Raw genomic sequence first — 16203 nt, 5'->3', positions numbered from 1 at the left:
CCCAGGAGTAGGAAATATGCAGAATAAAACCACCTATTTCATCACTCTAGCGGCTGTCGCAGGTCTTTTTGCTTTTCCCGCAGCCGCTGCGGAAATCGAGATCAAGATGCTCAACAAGGGCAGCGATGGCCAGGCGATGGTGTTCGAACCGGCGGCCGTGAAGGCCAATCTGGGAGATGTGATCACATTCATTCCTGTCGACAAGGGACATGATGCGGCGGCCGTGAAAGGCATGATCCCCGAAGGTGTCGCGGAGTTCAAAGGCAAGATGAACGAGACGCTGAAAGTGACGGTGGAAAAGGAGGGCGCCTATGTGGTCAAATGCACGCCGCATGTCGGCATGGGCATGGTCGCTCTGGTCGTTGTGGGGGACGCAGCGCCTGCCAATCTGGATGCGGTGAGAAATGCCAAGCTGCCGAAGAAGGCGAAAGAGCGTCTGGATGCCGGGATCGCCAAGCTCGGGCTATAAGCTGATCGACAGGCTTGTTCGTCTCGCGTTGGACCATGGGTTGAGAAAAATTCCCTGATCATGTTGTATCCGTTTCACCCGGGACATATCTGGAAGACCGGCACGGGCCGAATTTGACGGCTGACGGATAAGGCGGCGTATTTATATCGGCGCCTTCTTGTGCAAGCGTTCCGTCGGGCAGAGGAGAACATGACGACATGATCGACCGGATCACCGCTTTGGTTCAGGCCGCGTTCAATGCCATCGGGAAAGCTGCCGGCGTTTTTGTTGCTTGGCTGCTATGGCCATTTCTTGCCGCACACGGCTGGTATCGTGGGCGGCACTGGATGGTGAAGGGGCCAGTCGGCCTCGTCGTCCTCGCGCTCTTTGCCTTTTACGGCTATTTCGTCTGGCAGACGCAGGTCTGGACGAATTTCGATCCTGATTATCCCAATCGCTATAATCTTTCCGAGCGCACCGTTTCGCCGGGGCAGGAGTTGCCTGCCGCAGCCTCGTCTGCCCAGTCGACGCAAACCGCTACGGCACCATCCAGCACGACCGCGCCGGTCTGCCAGCAATCTGCGATCGTTGAGGCGGCCGTTGACCTCACCGACTTCAACGTCAACCAGAACGCCTGGATTTCGTCCATGCTCCTGTACCGGCTTGGCCTGTTCGGTATCGACTGGGACAATACGCCGTTCCTGGATAACAAGGCTTCGTTCCAGCGTGGCATCAACCAGGCGGTGCGCCGGACCTCGGTCGAGCTTGTGGATACGCTTGGCCGCGTTCGCGGTACTTCGGGCATCAACAACAATCTCCAGGAAGCGCGCGGCAACATGCAGTTCAGCGAGTATTCCTGGTATTTCGGCCTCGATCCGTTCGGTCCCAAGACACCGACGCCGAGCTACTACCGCGCTGCGATCCGCAGTTTCCAGGCCTTCAACGGTGAACTTGCTGCCTGCAAGGCGGTTTTCGACACCCGCGCCGATAACCTCATACAGTTTATTGACCGGATTGCCGGGGATATCGGTGCAACGTCCGCCATTCTGCGCGAACGGTCCGAGAACCATAACGGTGGCTGGTTCGATACTCGCGCCGATGACCGCTTCTGGTTCGCGTATGGTCAGCTCTACGGCTATTACGGCGTACTGTCTGCCGCCGGGGCCGATTTTGCCCAGGTGATCCGCGAGCGCAATCTGACGAACCTGTGGAACGACACGCTGGCCCAGACGCGTTCAGCGCTGCGTATCCAGCCCGCGATCATTTCCAACGGCGAGGAAAGCGGCTGGATCATGCCATCGCATCTGGCGACCATGGGCTTTTACGTTCTGCGTGTACGCTCCAACCTGGTGGAACTGCGCTCCGTTCTTGATCGGTAAAGCGCGCCCGGCTCAGTTGATTAATTTCAGCCGGATCGTTTTTGCCACAAGCTGGGTGCGGTTGACGCAATCCAGCTTGCGCATGGCGTTGTTCATGTAGGCGTTGACGGTATGTTCCGAGATTGAGAGAATTTCCGCGATCTCCACCGATGTCTTGCCCTGCGCGGTCCAGCGTACGACGTCGAGTTCCCGCTTCGTCAGCGGCGAACGGATTCTGGCCGTCGAAAGGCGGTCGTAGATATCGAACGCATGCAGACAGATCATTCCCAGTTCGTTCAGCGCAGCCTGTGGAAGGTGACCCTGTTCCCCCCCGAAGGTCAGGAGATGTTTGCTGCCGTTCAGGCCGCTGAGCGGAATCGTCAGGCCGCCGGTGATGCCGACACTGCGGAAGGACTGTCTGGCCAGGATATGGCCCGGTAGCAAGGCATCGTCCTCTTCCAGCGTCCAGTATTGCGGTACGAGGGAAGACAGGCCTCGACGGATTGCGGCCCACTCGTTCCGGCGGGCGGTCTGGCCTGCCTCAAGGACCAGCCACTGCGGCAGGGTGGTTTCGAGGAGCAGGATGGAGATGCCGGAACCCGGAGCTGACGTGATCTTCAGCAAGGTAACATGCTTGTATTCGAATGAATGCGCCACCTTCGCAACGGCCTTGAGCCATTGTGCGGTATCGGTGCTCGCCGACAATTCCTCGCAAAGAAAGGACTGACGCCCGATCATCGGCATTCACACGATGTTGCCGGAAAGACGTGTTTCGTTTTCCAGCGAAAAGGATGCGATATGATCGGGCACTGTTTCAATACCTTGTGCAGAAGCAATTCTGTAAGATTTAGATGCTCGGTTTCTCCGGCTTGCCCTTTGACTTCATCATCAGTTTCTCGAGGAAGCCGAGCATGACGGCCGATACCACGAAGGCCAGGTGCATGATGGTGAACCACATCAGCTTGCCATCGGTATACTGGTTGGCGTTCAGAAAGATCTGCAGAAGATGGATCGACGAAATCGCCACGATGGATGATGCGACCTTGATCTTCAGGCTGCCAGCGTCGAGTTTGCCGAGGAAGGATACCTCACCATCGGCCTCATCGAAGCGGCTGACGAAATTTTCGTAACCCGAAATCATCACCATCACGATCAGGCTGGCGACTAGCGCGGCATCGATCAGACCGAGCATCGCAAGGATCATTTCCGCTTCGTCATACACGAATACGTTCTTCGCAACCTTCAGCAACTTCAATGCGAAAGAGAACGCGTAGATTGCGAGGGCTGCAGCCAGACCGAGATAAAAGGAGACAAGCAGCCAGCGGCTGGAGAGAATGATCCGCTCAACGAGCAGTTCAAGTGACTTCATTTTCCTTATCCGATTGCTTAGCAATTGTAGTGATTAAACGTTTAACTTTGCCGACAATCAAGTTGGCAGCGATGTTTTCTCAACTGGTACTATGCGGACTGTGAAATTGCCGCAGGATTTTCATCTTATACCCGCCATTTTCAGCCGGTGCTTTCTCCGGCGTCACATTTTTGCAACGAACGGCAGAGCAATAAAATATGATTCATGGAGTCATGTTTTATATGTTGACAATTATTATCATGTTTTTTAGTCGTCACACAACGGCCAAGCCGTAACAAATCAGAACAGTTTCAGCCGTGTCCGCAGCCCGGTGCGTTTTTGCGCGCCGTGATCTCGTGTGCGCGTCTTCATCGGGGGTAAGCTCATGTCCATCTCGCGCTCACAGTCTGCGCTTCTTTTGTGCACTGCCATCGCCATTTTGCCACTTCCAGCGGTTGCGCAATCGCAGGAAAACACCGCGCAAACCAGCGGCACGACGGCTCTTGAAAGGATCGTGGTCAAGGGCAAGCGGGTTACGCCGGGTCGCGTCGCGGATACGCCTCTGGCGAGCGAAACCACTGCCAAAACCATTGAAGACAAGCAGATCACCAGCATTGTTGATCTGGGACGCGTCGTGGAACCCGGTGTCAACTTCAACCGCAGCAACGGTTCGGTGAATATTCGCGGGCTGGAAGGCAGTCGCGTTCTGACAACCATCGACGGCATTCCGCTTACCTATCTTTCAGACGCGACCCGATCAGCAAGCGGTGGTGTCGACACCTTCGAATTTTCTTCGCTTTCCGCCGTCGATGTCATTCGCGGCGCGGATTCCAGCCGGGCCGGCCCGGGTGCGCTTGGCGGTGTTCTGGCCCTTCGGACACTTGAGCCTGAAGACCTTATAGGTCCGGGCCGCACATGGGGCGGTATCGCCAAATTCGGCTATGACAGTTCAGATCGCAGCTTCAGTCCTTCCGCTGCCGTTGCCTCCAAGATCGAAAACACATCCATCCTGTTCCAGGGCGGTTATCGAAAGGGGCACGAGACGGACAACAAGGGAACCGTGGACGGTTACGGCGCAACCCGTTCCAAACCCAATCCATCCGATTATAATCAATATGATCTGCTCTTCAAATTGCGCCAGGACCTTGAAGGTGGCCACACGATCGGTGTAACGGCCGAGCGTTTCGACAACAGCCGGGATACGGACAGCCGTACGACCCAGACCCTCACCGGCAACTACCGTCCGGGAAACTACGAGACCAACGAAGGGGCGGAGCGTAATCGCGTCTCGCTGGACTACAAGTTTGTTTCGCAGGACGAAGACAGCGTGTTTGATTCTGCCAACGCCTCGCTTTACTGGCTGAAGCAGGTAAAGGAAAACGGATATAACGGCTATCGTTCTACCTCCGTCGTCGGCCCCATCTCCCGCCTGAATGAGTACGAGCAGAATACCTTCGGCTTCATCGGCGATGTTGAAAAGAGCCTGACTACGGGCGATCTGCGCCATCAGTTCGTCTTCGGTTATGACCTGTCGACCGGCTACTCCGAACAGTATTCCTCAGGCAGCGACAATTGCCGCCTTCCGTATACGGGCGCTTTCTCCGCGTGCAGCAACCTGCACACCAATCAGGCTGACACGCCCAAGGTCGATACCAACAAGATCGGCTTTTATCTCGATGATGAGATTACGTTCGGTTCCACGGGCTTTTCCCTGACACCCGGTGTGCGCTTCGACTGGGTTGAGCATACGCCGAAGATGACGGATGCGTTTGATCGCAATGCCAACAATCCTTCGCTTCCTCAAGGGTTCAGCGACACCGCGTTCTCCCCGAAAATTCGGGCCGGTTATGAGGTCAACGACAAGCTGAACTTCTATGCGCAATGGGCCATGGGCTTCCGTGCGCCGACCGCTGGCGAGCTTTATGCTTCCTTCGGTGGCCCCGGCACCTATCTGCGCGCCGGTAATCCGGACCTCGAGTCCGAGACCAGCAACGGTTTCGACATCGGTGCCAATGTCGGTGACGATGATCTCGGCGGAAAGGTCAGCCTTTTCTATAACCGCTACAAGAACTTCATCGATACGCGCGGCCTTACATCAGCCGAGATTGCTGCAGCAGGTATCAATCCCTCGCTTTATCCGTTCGGTGTGACGCGCAACGTCAATCTCGACCGTGCCCGCATCTACGGCGCGGAACTGGCAGTTCACAAGCGGTTCGATAACGGTTTCAGCCTGCGCGCAGCACTTGCTTACGCCAATGGCAAGGATCTGGACACCGACAAGTTCCTGCAATCGGTTGCTCCGATGAAAGCAGTTCTTGGCGCGGCTTACGATGCCGAAAACTGGGGCGTAGGCGTTGACTGGATCGGGGTACGTGAGGCGCGTGGCGCGTCCTATTACATCCCCGCCACCGGCGAGCGTTATTTCAAGACCCCGGGTTACGGCATTGTCGATCTGACAGCATGGATCGAGCCTGAGCAGTTCAAGGGTCTGAAGATCAATGCAGGTATCTATAACGTGTTCGACAAGACTTATTATGATTATACGTCGGTGCGTAACAGTGGCGGTCAGCCTGTCGAATTTTACTCCGAGCCGGGCCGAACGTTCAAAATCTCTCTGACGCAGAGGTTCTGAGCGATCCATACCGGATCTTCAGTCGGGGCGGCTTTCGGGCCGCCCTTTTTAACGGCAATAGAGAAAGCCGCCTTTCCGCTCCAGCACGTCGAGATGCAGGTGGTCCTGATGGGTGGCATCGCTGCCGGGGGAAAGAACCGTGCGGAAGAACAGGCAGGCTGCGGCGGTGATCGTGCGCTGGAACGCACCTTCCGGCGTGCCGTCCTCGGCGCGTGGTTTCATCACCAGCGGTTCGCCCTTGTCGAATGCGATGGTGGAAATATCGACTGCGTTGCCCTTCGCGTGTTCGGAAATCTTGCCGTTTTCGGTGCTGTTGCGATTGCGGCAGATATAGGTCGAGGCATTGGCGATGCCCGTCACCTTGCGATCCGGTAAGGCGATTTTGGCCGCGGGCAGCATCATTTCCCTTGTCCAGCGGGAAAGCGCCAGCGCGGTTTCGCACCGCATTGTTCCGGCCGGTTCCAGCTTGATCTCCGGTAGTATCGCGGAAAGCTCGATGGGGGAGGCGATGCCGCAGCCGTCTTCCTCGCTTTTGATCGGTTCGATCTGTCTGAATTCCGCGCCGATGTCTTTCAGGGCGGTAAGGCAGGCATTCAGCTGTTCCGGATCCTCATCTTTCACCGGTCCCGGTTCCGGTTTTTCCGGTCTGCTTTGCTCTACAGGTTTTTCGATCTGAGGTTCTGCGTTTTCCGATGGCTGGGCGCTATCCGGCTTCTGCTCCGGTTTGGGTATGCTGTTTTCCGCCGGTGGTTGCGCCTCTTTCTCCTGCACCGCGTTTTCGGAAGGGGCGGGCGCAACATTTTCCTGTTTTGGTTTTTCCTGTGGAACCGGAACATCCGCTGGTAGTTCCGGGGCTGCGACCAGCAGCGTGGTCGCAGCCAATATCAAGAAACGATGATGCATGCGGTTCGTCGCTCCCTGTTCCAGACAGGATCGACAACGCATCAACCCGCATTCTGGTTCAAAGGCTCAATTCAAGAGGCACGGTGAATCCGCTTGCCATCAAGGCGACTTGCGGCTAACAATTTTTGCATGAACATCGCGTCCAAGAACATTGCAAACTGGTGGTGGAGCAGCTTTACGCGGCCTTGACCAGTCATGTTCACAAGACAAGTCCAAGCCGCCCGAAATTTCAGGCGGCTTTTTTGTTATTCTGCCGCCTGTCATCGGGCCTGAACAACGGAAAGTGCAAAAGAAATGGTAACGATCATTCAGGATGACGGTGGCGAAGTCTACGAGACGAAAGGTGGCATCAAGGTCAGCCGTCAGCGTCGTGCCGCCGATTATGCCAACGCGATCGACGACTATGTCGAGAGGCTCGATACGCAGCGTGGGGCGGTTTTTTCGTCCAACTATGAATATCCGGGTCGTTATACGCGCTGGGATACGGCCATCATCGATCCGCCACTTGGCATTTCCTGCTTCGGCCGCAAGATGTGGATCGAAGCCTATAACGGTCGCGGCGAAGTTCTGCTCTCCTTCATCACCGAAAAACTGAAGGCGACAACCGATCTGACGCTCGGTGCTTCGACCACGCGGCGGCTTGATCTGACGGTCAACGAGCCGGATCGTGTTTTCACCGAAGAAGAGCGTTCGAAAATTCCGACGGTCTTCACTGCGTTGCGCGCCATTGTCGACCTGTTCTATTCCAGCGCGGATTCCGCCATCGGCCTGTTCGGCGCCTTCGGTTACGATCTGGCCTTCCAGTTCGATGCGATCAAGCTGTCGCTTGCCCGCCCGGAAGACCAGCGAGACATGGTTCTGTTCCTGCCGGATGAAATCCTTGTCGTGGATCACTATTCCGCAAAGGCATGGATCGACCGCTACGATTTTGAAAAGGGCGGCGTGACGACCGACGGCAAGTCCTCCGAGATTGCGCCTGAACCCTTCAAAACGACCGATACGATACCGCCGAAGGGCGACCACCGCCCCGGCGAATATGCCGAGCTTGTGGTCAAGGCCAAGGAGAGCTTCCGTCGCGGCGATCTGTTCGAGGTCGTGCCTGGCCAGAAGTTCATGGAACGCTGCGAAAGCAAGCCGTCGGCGATTTCCCGTCGTCTCAAGGCCATCAACCCGTCGCCCTATTCGTTCTTCATCAATCTCGGGCATCAGGAATATCTGGTCGGCGCATCGCCGGAAATGTTCGTGCGCGTCTCCGGCCGCCGCATTGAAACCTGCCCGATCTCCGGCACGATCAAGCGTGGCGACGATCCGATCGCCGATAGTGAGCAGATTCTCAAGCTTTTGAATTCCAAGAAAGATGAGTCCGAGCTGACCATGTGCTCGGACGTGGACCGCAACGACAAGAGCCGCGTGTGCGAGCCCGGCTCGGTAAAGGTCATCGGCCGTCGCCAGATCGAGATGTATTCTCGCCTCATCCATACGGTCGATCACATCGAGGGTCGCCTGCGCGACGACATGGATGCCTTCGACGGCTTCCTCAGCCACGCATGGGCTGTGACTGTCACAGGTGCGCCGAAGCTGTGGGCCATGCGCTTCATCGAAAGCCATGAAAAGAGCCCGCGTGCATGGTACGGCGGCGCGATTGGCATGGTCGGTTTCAATGGCGACATGAATACGGGCCTGACGCTGCGCACCATTCGCATCAAGGATGGCATTGCCGAAGTTCGTGCAGGTGCCACGCTGCTCAACGATTCCAATCCCCAGGAAGAAGAAGCCGAAACCGAACTGAAAGCATCGGCCATGATCGCGGCGATCCGCGATGCGAAAGCGACGAATTCGTCGTCCGGCAAACGCGATGCGGCAAAGGTTGGTCACGGGGTGAAAATCCTGCTGGTGGATCACGAGGACAGCTTCGTTCATACGCTTGCGAATTATTTCCGCCAGACGGGCGCGACTGTTTCGACCGTGCGCACGCCGGTGCCGGCAGAAGTCTTCGACCGCTTCCAGCCTGATCTCGTCGTGCTTTCGCCGGGACCGGGCAATCCGACGGATTTCGACTGCAAGGCTACGATCAAGGCGGCGCGTGCCCGCGATCTGCCGATCTTCGGCGTCTGCCTCGGCCTTCAGGCGCTTGCGGAAGCCTATGGCGGCGAACTTCGCCAGCTGGCGGTGCCGATGCATGGCAAGCCGTCGCGCATCCGCGTGCTGGAACCCGGTCTGGTGTTCTCCGGCCTTGGCAAGGAAGTGACGGTCGGTCGTTACCACTCTATCTTTGCTGATCCGGCGACGCTGCATCGTGATTTCATCATCACGGCGGAAAGCGAAGACGGCACGATCATGGGTATCGAGCATGCCAAGGAGCCGGTAGCGGCCGTGCAGTTCCACCCGGAATCGATCATGACGCTCGGGCAGGATGCCGGCATGCGGATGATCGAGAACGTCGTGACGCATCTGGTGCGCAAGGCCAAGACGAAAGCAGCCTGACCGTTTTCATCGGCGGTGCCGCAATGGCGCTGCCGATGCATTTGACCGCATGTGTTTCGGTGAAACTTCAATTGCGCGAAAGAGAGCGACGGCATGCAGCATCTCGACCATCTTCTCCTCGTCTACACAGCCTATATCATTGCCGTAGCCAGCCCCGGACCGAGCAACATGGCGATCATGGGTGTTGCAATGAGCCAGGGACGCAAGCCCGCATTGATGCTCGCGCTCGGAGTTGTCACCGGATCGTTTTCATGGGCCGCACTGGCCGCGACTGGTATTTCGGCGGTGCTCGCCACCTATGCGCAGGCGCTGTTCGTCATCAAGATTGCTGGTGGCGTCTATCTTCTCTATCTCGCTTTCAAATCCGCACGCTCGGCGATGTCGCATCAGCCTTTCCGGGTGATGGCTGCGGAAGAGGGCAGGCGGCCTGATTATCGGGCGCTCTACCGGCGCGGATTGTTTCTCCACATTGCCAATCCAAAGGCCGTACTCGGCTGGATTGCCATCATGTCGATCGGTCTGCGGCCCGGGGCGGACGCATCGACGCTGACAGCCATCCTTATCGGCTGTGGTATTCTCGGCGTCACCATCTTCTGCGGTTACGCGCTCCTGTTTTCGACCGCGCCCGCCATTCGCATCTACCAGCGCAGCCGCAGATACATCGAAGGTGCGCTTGCGATGTTTTTCGGTTTTGCGGGAATACGGCTGCTTCTCAGCCGCACCTGATAAGGCTTTGCGTTTTCCTTGAGGCAGGCTAGAAAAATGGCAGGCCGAATGCAGCCTGCCGCTCGCACCCATCTGGGTATGGTGAATGTATTCCCTACGCGCTTTTAAAACGTCCATCGTTGATGAGCGAACATGTCGGCAAGGCGAGCACTGACAAGGCTTTCGCTCGACACGAAAGGACGAAAAAGACATGCGCAACTATCTGGATGCCAAGCTCATGGCGCGTGCGCTGAGATCAGCGCTTGCGGAAAATGGTGCCACCATCTCCCATTCGCAGGCACTCGAAATCGTCGCTCGCCAGTTCGATTGCGACAACTGGAATGTGCTGGCCGCAAAGATCGAGGATGGAGGGCGCGAGTCCGACATCGGTTTCGACCGTGTGTCGCCTATCATCCGTATTTTCGATGAAGACAAGGCGCAGGAGTTCTACGTGGGTTTCCTTGGCTTCACGGTCGATTGGGAGCATCGCTTCGGTGAAAACTTTCCCCTTTACATGCAGGTTTCTCGTGCTGGTCTGAGCCTGCATCTGAGCGGCCATCATGGCGATGCCTCGCCGGGATCGAACGTCTTCGTCACGATGAAGGGTGTGCATGCCTACCAGAAAGAGCTGGCCGCGAAGAAATACACCCATATGAAACCGGGCGTGGAAAAGGAGCCGTGGGGTGACGTGATGGAGGTCATCGATCCTTTCAGTAATCGCATCCGCTTCTGCGAATACAGGGACTGAAACGCGTCTTTTCCGCCGGGTCTTGACCTTTCTGGCGGTTTGAACGATAGAAAACCGATAACGAACCGCGCACACGGGCAACCCCGTGTGCGCGGTTCGTTTCGTTTTGGCAGCCAGTTCTGCAATTCATTCGCATCCGCACGGGGAAAAAATGAACGTCGAAGGTAACGCGCTTGTCAGGAAGCTTGCATTCTGGGGCATTCCGCTTTCGCTAGGCGTATTGGGCCTCAAACTTCTTGCATGGTGGGTCACGGGATCCGTGGCGCTGCTTTCGGATGGTCTGGAATCGACGGTCAATGTCGTTGCGGCATTCGTCGCCTATTTCGTCGTCCGTTATGCGCAGAAACCTGCGGATGACGATCACCAGTTCGGTCATCACAAGGCCGAATACATGTCCGCCGTTCTGGAAGGCGTGCTGATCGTCGTTGCCGCGCTTCTCATCGTGCAGGAGGCCTGGGGTGCGCTTTTCGACCCGCGGCTTCCAGAGGCGCCGGTCCTTGGCCTTGCCATAAATGCCGTCGCAGGTGTCATAAACTGGGCCTGGGCAACGGTCCTGATCCGCGTCGGCAGGACACATTCGTCACCCGCACTGAAGGCCGACGGACACCATATCATGTCTGATGTGGTGACATCGGCGGGTGTTCTGGTCGGTCTCGTTCTGGCTCTTCTGACCGGTTACGCGATCCTCGATCCGCTACTGGCCATCATCGTTGCGATCAATATTCTGGTGCAGGGATCGAAGGTCATCCTGCATTCGCTGGGCGGGCTGATGGACAGGGCGGTTGAACCGGAGGAAGATGAGGCGATCAAGAAGGCGATTGCCGAAAACAGCGGCGGTATCATCGGCGTGCATGATCTCAGAACCCGTCGAGCGGGTGCCGCCGCCTTCATCGACTTTCATGTCGTCGTTCCGGCCGCGATGACGGTGCGGGAAGCGCATGATATTTGCGACCGCCTTGAAGATGCCATAAGGGACGTCATACCGGGCGCCAGCCTTGCCATTCACGTCGAGCCTGAAGGCGAAAAGGCGCATGGCGTCAAAGTCGTCTTATGAACCACAGGAGTTTTTCATGTCCGTGACGGATGTTTCCAGCCTTTCGCAGCTGGGCACGAAGGTCGATACGCCAGAGAGCCCGGAGAAGGCCGTTCTGGAAAAAGTGCCGAACGGCAACGCAGGCACCGATTACGTCGTGCGTTTTACCGCGCCTGAATTCACGTCGCTATGTCCGATGACCGGCCAACCGGATTTCGCCCATATCGTCATTGATTACATTCCCGGTGATTTTCTGGTGGAGTCGAAGTCGCTGAAGCTGTTCCTAAACTCGTTCCGCAACCACGGCGCCTTCCACGAGGATTGCTCGGTCTATATCGCCAAGCGTCTCGTCGATCTGCTCAAGCCGAAATGGCTTCGCATCGGTGCCTACTGGTATCCGCGTGGCGGTATCCCGATCGACGTGTTCTGGCAGACCGGACCCGCTCCTGAAGGCGTATGGTTGCCCGATCAGGGTGTCGCGACCTATCGCGGCCGCGGCTGACCCTTGTTGTGCGTGGTTCAGGCGAACGAACCGTCGTCGCCTGAATCGAAATCCGTATCATCGTCACCGTCGTCGTAATCGGCCTGTTGCGGATCGTTGTCGTCTGCCTGCTGGGTGGAATTGTCACCGTAGTAGTTGTTGATGACGGTTTCCTCGACCGGAGCGTTGCCAAGCGGGTTGGTTCCTTCAAGCGCCGATCCCAATCCCTGCGATGCCATGTGGCTGGAGAAAATCCCGCTCAGCGAATTTGCCAGCAACATGCCGCCAGCAACACCCGCAGCGGTGCCTAGCGCGCCCTGCAGAAAGCTGCCGCCAGCGGAGCGTCCGAAGCCGGGGGATTGCTGGCTCCATGGTCCGCCAGATTGTTGCGGAGCATCCGCTGCGCGGCCCCATGGGCCCGCCGTCTGTCCGGCGGTGTCGTTGCGGAACGTCTGTTGGGGAGCCGGGGCGGGCGGCGATCCCTGCGTCTGGCTGCTGCCAAAAATCGAACTCAGAAAACCGCCCTGAGTTCCACGCTGCTGATCCGCGGTGCCCGTTTCCAGATCGCGTATGCGTTCTTCAAGCTGCCGGATATGGGCTGCGGCGGCTTCGAGCCCTTTTTCCTGCACGATGACGGCCTGCGCGAGATAATAGGGGGCGTTGGGCTGATCGCGCAGCTGGTCGGCGATCAGTGTTTCCGCCTCGCGGTCGCGCGGCGTTGCGGTTGCGGCCCTGGTTCTGTCGAACAGGCCTTTGAGAAGCTGGCTTTCTTCCGGTGACATCGTGTGCCTCCTTACCGTGAAGTGAAAATCCACGATAAGGAGGTATGTCGCAATTCCGGCTTTTCAAAGCGGCCGGAACTTTAAATTTCCGTAATGATCCGGAGCCTCTACGCGACACCGCTGGCAAATTGGCTGGGCTTGCTTCAACCACTCAAAACCAGCGAAAGACCGGCGAGCGCCGTCAGGGCGCCGGCGGCGCGGGCGGCGATGTTGCCGAAGCGGGCTATGCCGAGGCCAAGCGCGATACCGGAGACATGCAGGATTGCGGTCGCAATCATGAAGCCGATGCCGAACTGGAACGCACCTGCGCTGCCCAGCTCACCGCCATGGGCGTGACCGTGGAAAAGTGCGAAGACACCGACGATGGCGGCGGCCGCAGCTGTGGGGAGCTTTGCCGCCATGGCGACCAGCAGGCCAAGGCCGATGACGGACGCCAGGATGGCAGGCTCGACGAATGGAAGCTCGACGCCATAGACGGCCATCAAGAAGCCGATCGCCATGGTGCCGACGAAAGCGGACGGTACGATCAACAGAGCCTTCCGGTCATTCTGCGAAACGGAAATCTGCGAGGCCCAGATGCCAACGGCAATCATCGCCAGAATATGGTCCGCACCGAAGAACGGATGCGATACGCCCGCCATGAAGGAACCGTGTTCCTCCGGGTTCAGGTGCGCGAATGCAGGCAAGGCGGTGAGGCCGAACGCGGTGACGGTGAGGCTCAGTCTTTTAAGCATGTTTCCCTCTCTGGTTTTTATCGCCGGACAAGGGGCTTGGGGCATCCTTGAGCCGGTTGGTAATGCAACGATATCGTAACCGTGAAGAAACTGTCCATGCGTCATCTGCCGCTGCCGTTGTTTATTCTCTGGTCCGTAACCTTGCCTTTTTCGCTCATTGCCTTACGTAACAAGTCGCACTATGTCCGAAGGGCATGCATAGAATTACGCTGGAGAGCCGTTGATGAACGAAGACGAAGACGACAAGAGCAAGGAACTGCCGATCGGGAAGGAAACGGAAGCGAATCTTTTCAAATCGCGTTCGATCTTCATCTATGGCGGCATTACCCAGGAACTGGCGCAGAAGGTTTGCACGCAGCTCGTGGCTCTGGCCGCGGCCAGCGACGAGGACATTCGTGTTTACGTGAATTCGCCGGGCGGCCATGTCGAATCGGGCGATTCGATCCACGACATGATCAAGTTCATCAAGCCGAAGGTCATCATCATCGGAACCGGCTGGGTCGCTTCCGCTGGCGCGCTGATCTACGTGTCGGTTCCGAAAGAACGTCGCCTTTGCCTGCCGAACACCCGCTTCCTGCTGCACCAACCCTCTGGCGGCACGCGTGGCATGGCATCCGACATCGAAATCCAGGCGCGCGAAATCATCAAGATGAACGAGCGCCTGAACAAGATTTTCGCCAAGGCAACTGGCCAGTCCGTCGACAGGATCGCCAAGGACACCGACCGTGACTACTGGCTGTCTGCTGAGGAAGCCAAGGATTACGGTCTGGTTGGCAAGATCGTGGAGAACCAGTCGGAAATCTGAAAGCCACGCTTTTCGGTTTGAAAAAAGGCCCGCACCGTCAATACGGTGCGGGCCTTTTGCTTTTCCTGATGTGGCGGCTTCACTTCATCGCATCGCAGGTCTTCATCATGTCGGCCTGCTTCATCCTGTCCATTTCCATGCCAGCCTTGTCCATGCAGTCCTTCTTGCTGGTCATCGGCGTTGGCTGCGTTTTCATGTCGCCCGTCTTCGACATGCCGGAATGCATTGCGTCTTTCTTCATCGGTTCGGTTTTCATGGTGTCGGCATGGGCAATGCCCATGGCTGCGAATGCCGACAGCAAACATAGTGCTGCGAAACGGAATGGAATGCGGATCATGGGTTTCTCCTCCGAGTAATGGTTTGTGTCCGCAAGCCTGGTGCACGAGGATCACCTCGATTCATTCGGACGGGCCTGTGTCATGTTACCGCTTCACGGGCTTGTGATGCATTTTTCGGGCGAAAACTTTTTGGATTTCCGTGTAACACTACGCTGTGGATTTCGAATGAACCTGCAGAGACGATGACGAACACCGTGACGGAAGACATGCTGAAGGCGCTGATGCTGCGCTCCCTCGATGGGGATGAGAGTGCCTACAGGCAGTTGCTCCATGCGCTGCGGAAGCTGCTGGTTGCGTATTACGGGCGGCGGATGGCGTCCGGCATCAAGGCCGATCTTGAGGATCTGGTGCAGGAAACCCTGCTGGCGCTGCATGCCCGCCGCGAGACGTATGATCGGGCGAGGTCGTTTACGGCGTGGTTCTTCTCGATTGCCCGTTACAAGCTCATCGATCACTACCGGGGGCGAGGCGGGCGCATGCTGGCGGAGGTCGAACTCGATGAGACGCTGGAGGCGGAAACCTCGGTGGATGCGGTGACGGCCCGCATGGATGTCGAGCGGCTGCTGGAGGGCTTGCCGCCCCAGCAGCGAGAGATGATCCGCAGCGTGAAACTCGAAGGGCAATCCATTGCCGACGCGGCGGCGAGGTCCGGACAGACGGAGCTGGCGGCGCGGGTCGGCATTCACCGGGCGTTGAAATCGCTGGCGCAGAAGTTGCGAGGAGAAACGTGAAAAAGACGGACGACATCATTGAGAGCCTGACGCGCGATCTCAAGCCGGTTTCGGCACATGCGCTGGAACGCCGGCTGGTGTTTGCTGCCCTGCCGGCGCTTTGTGTTTCGCTGCTGATGTTGTTCCTGTTTTTCAGCCTTCGTGGTGATATGGCCGAGATGTGGACGGAGCCGGTATTCTGGGTAAAGTCTGCCTATAACGCCCTGCTGGCGATCATCGCCTTCGCTGCACTTACGCGCCTCGCCCGCCCCGATGGCGAAAGAGGCTACCTTTTCGTGTGGGTGGCTGTGATATTTGTCGCCATGGCCATGATCGCGCTGGTGCAGCTGGGGTTCGCCGTCCCGGACACCTATTCAGCGCTGATATTTGGCTCGTCCCCGCTGCGTTGCCCTGTGCTGATCGTGACGTTCTCTCTCCCCGTTTTCCTTGCCAATCTGGCGGCGCTGAAGCGTAGCGCTGCTCCGGCCAGTCCATGTCTTGCGGGCTTTGTTGCGGGTATTGCTTCCGGTGCGTCGGGCGCATGGCTTTATTCGTGGTTCTGTGCCGAAAACGGCATGCCTTTCGTGCTGATCTGGTATTCGCTGGGCATTCTACTGACCGGCCTGGTCGGCGCCATCGCGGGTCGTCGCCTGCTGCGCTGGTAGAATACGTACCCTTTCGTTTTTTCGGTGGC

General features: G+C 57.6%; 17 protein-coding genes. 11 read left to right on the top strand and 6 right to left on the bottom strand.

Annotated elements, in window-relative coordinates; all coding sequences use genetic code 11:
• Positions 1–16 precede the first annotated feature (16 nt).
• Both N7578_RS19520 and N7578_RS19515 read left to right on the top strand, forming a co-directional pair.
• On the top strand, positions 17–469 hold the full coding sequence (locus N7578_RS19520) for a pseudoazurin (protein ID WP_311111883.1): 453 nt from the start codon (positions 17–19) through the stop codon (positions 467–469).
• Positions 470–666: 197 nt separating this feature from the next.
• Positions 667–1827: a DUF2333 family protein gene (locus N7578_RS19515; RefSeq protein WP_311111882.1), complete on the top strand. Its 1161-nt coding sequence runs from the start codon at positions 667–669 to the stop codon at positions 1825–1827.
• 12 nt (positions 1828–1839) lie between these two features.
• Here the strand turns inward: N7578_RS19515 and N7578_RS19510 are convergent, their stop codons facing one another.
• Both N7578_RS19510 and N7578_RS19505 read right to left on the bottom strand, forming a co-directional pair.
• Positions 1840–2550: a LuxR C-terminal-related transcriptional regulator gene (locus N7578_RS19510; protein WP_311111881.1), complete on the bottom strand. Its 711-nt coding sequence runs from the start codon at positions 2548–2550 to the stop codon at positions 1840–1842.
• A 103-nt stretch (positions 2551–2653) separates the two neighbouring features.
• Complete coding sequence (locus N7578_RS19505; protein ID WP_311111880.1) at positions 2654–3175, bottom strand: TIGR00645 family protein; 522 nt, start codon at positions 3173–3175, stop codon at positions 2654–2656.
• A 364-nt stretch (positions 3176–3539) separates the two neighbouring features.
• Between N7578_RS19505 and N7578_RS19500 the strand changes: the two genes are divergently transcribed.
• Positions 3540–5786 (top strand): TonB-dependent hemoglobin/transferrin/lactoferrin family receptor, encoded by a 2247-nt coding sequence (locus tag N7578_RS19500; protein ID WP_311111879.1) that lies wholly within the window; start codon positions 3540–3542, stop codon positions 5784–5786.
• Between the two features lie 48 nt (positions 5787–5834).
• Here N7578_RS19500 and N7578_RS19495 read toward each other — a convergent pair whose 3' ends face one another.
• Positions 5835–6689: an extensin family protein gene (locus N7578_RS19495; RefSeq protein ID WP_311111878.1), complete on the bottom strand. Its 855-nt coding sequence runs from the start codon at positions 6687–6689 to the stop codon at positions 5835–5837.
• A 294-nt stretch (positions 6690–6983) separates the two neighbouring features.
• On the opposite strand from N7578_RS19495, the gene N7578_RS19490 reads away from it, so the two are divergent.
• From N7578_RS19490 to queF, 5 genes are all read left to right on the top strand, one after another.
• Positions 6984–9173: an anthranilate synthase gene (locus N7578_RS19490; RefSeq protein WP_311111877.1), complete on the top strand. Its 2190-nt coding sequence runs from the start codon at positions 6984–6986 to the stop codon at positions 9171–9173.
• A 93-nt stretch (positions 9174–9266) separates the two neighbouring features.
• On the top strand, positions 9267–9899 hold the full coding sequence (locus tag N7578_RS19485) for a LysE family translocator (RefSeq protein WP_311111876.1): 633 nt from the start codon (positions 9267–9269) through the stop codon (positions 9897–9899).
• A 190-nt stretch (positions 9900–10089) separates the two neighbouring features.
• Positions 10090–10626, top strand: coding sequence for a glyoxalase superfamily protein (locus N7578_RS19480; protein WP_311111875.1), 537 nt, complete (start codon positions 10090–10092; stop codon positions 10624–10626).
• A 151-nt stretch (positions 10627–10777) separates the two neighbouring features.
• On the top strand, positions 10778–11680 hold the full coding sequence (locus N7578_RS19475; protein WP_311111874.1) for a cation diffusion facilitator family transporter: 903 nt from the start codon (positions 10778–10780) through the stop codon (positions 11678–11680).
• A gap of 16 nt (positions 11681–11696) precedes the next feature.
• On the top strand, positions 11697–12161 hold the full coding sequence (gene queF / locus N7578_RS19470) for a preQ(1) synthase (RefSeq protein WP_311111873.1): 465 nt from the start codon (positions 11697–11699) through the stop codon (positions 12159–12161).
• 17 nt (positions 12162–12178) lie between these two features.
• On the opposite strand, the gene N7578_RS19465 is transcribed toward queF, so the two are convergent.
• The gene (locus N7578_RS19465) at positions 12179–12922 is read right to left on the bottom strand and encodes a DUF2076 domain-containing protein (RefSeq protein WP_311111872.1); all 744 of its coding nucleotides are present in this window, start codon (positions 12920–12922) and stop codon (positions 12179–12181) included.
• A gap of 143 nt (positions 12923–13065) precedes the next feature.
• Positions 13066–13656 (bottom strand): HupE/UreJ family protein, encoded by a 591-nt coding sequence (locus N7578_RS19460; RefSeq protein WP_311111871.1) that lies wholly within the window; start codon positions 13654–13656, stop codon positions 13066–13068.
• A 220-nt stretch (positions 13657–13876) separates the two neighbouring features.
• Between N7578_RS19460 and N7578_RS19455 the strand changes: the two genes are divergently transcribed.
• Positions 13877–14461: an ATP-dependent Clp protease proteolytic subunit gene (locus tag N7578_RS19455; RefSeq protein ID WP_311111870.1), complete on the top strand. Its 585-nt coding sequence runs from the start codon at positions 13877–13879 to the stop codon at positions 14459–14461.
• 79 nt (positions 14462–14540) lie between these two features.
• On the opposite strand, the gene N7578_RS19450 is transcribed toward N7578_RS19455, so the two are convergent.
• The gene (locus N7578_RS19450) at positions 14541–14798 is read right to left on the bottom strand and encodes a pentapeptide MXKDX repeat protein (protein ID WP_311111869.1); all 258 of its coding nucleotides are present in this window, start codon (positions 14796–14798) and stop codon (positions 14541–14543) included.
• 183 nt (positions 14799–14981) lie between these two features.
• Here N7578_RS19450 and N7578_RS19445 point away from each other — a divergent pair, with 183 nt between their 5' ends.
• Both N7578_RS19445 and N7578_RS19440 read left to right on the top strand, forming a co-directional pair.
• Positions 14982–15530: a sigma-70 family RNA polymerase sigma factor gene (locus N7578_RS19445; protein ID WP_311111868.1), complete on the top strand. Its 549-nt coding sequence runs from the start codon at positions 14982–14984 to the stop codon at positions 15528–15530.
• Positions 15527–16174 carry an NrsF family protein gene (locus N7578_RS19440; RefSeq protein ID WP_311111867.1) on the top strand — a complete coding sequence of 216 codons (648 nt, stop codon included), beginning with the start codon at positions 15527–15529 and terminating at the stop codon, positions 16172–16174. The genes N7578_RS19445 and N7578_RS19440 overlap by 4 nt, the downstream gene beginning before the upstream one ends.
• Positions 16175–16203: the final 29 nt, after the last annotated feature.

Source organism: Agrobacterium tumefaciens, from assembly GCF_031801495.1.
In the GTDB taxonomy this organism is placed as follows: domain Bacteria; phylum Pseudomonadota; class Alphaproteobacteria; order Rhizobiales; family Rhizobiaceae; genus Agrobacterium; species Agrobacterium tumefaciens_K.
This window is presented reverse-complemented; position numbering and strand designations above follow the sequence as displayed.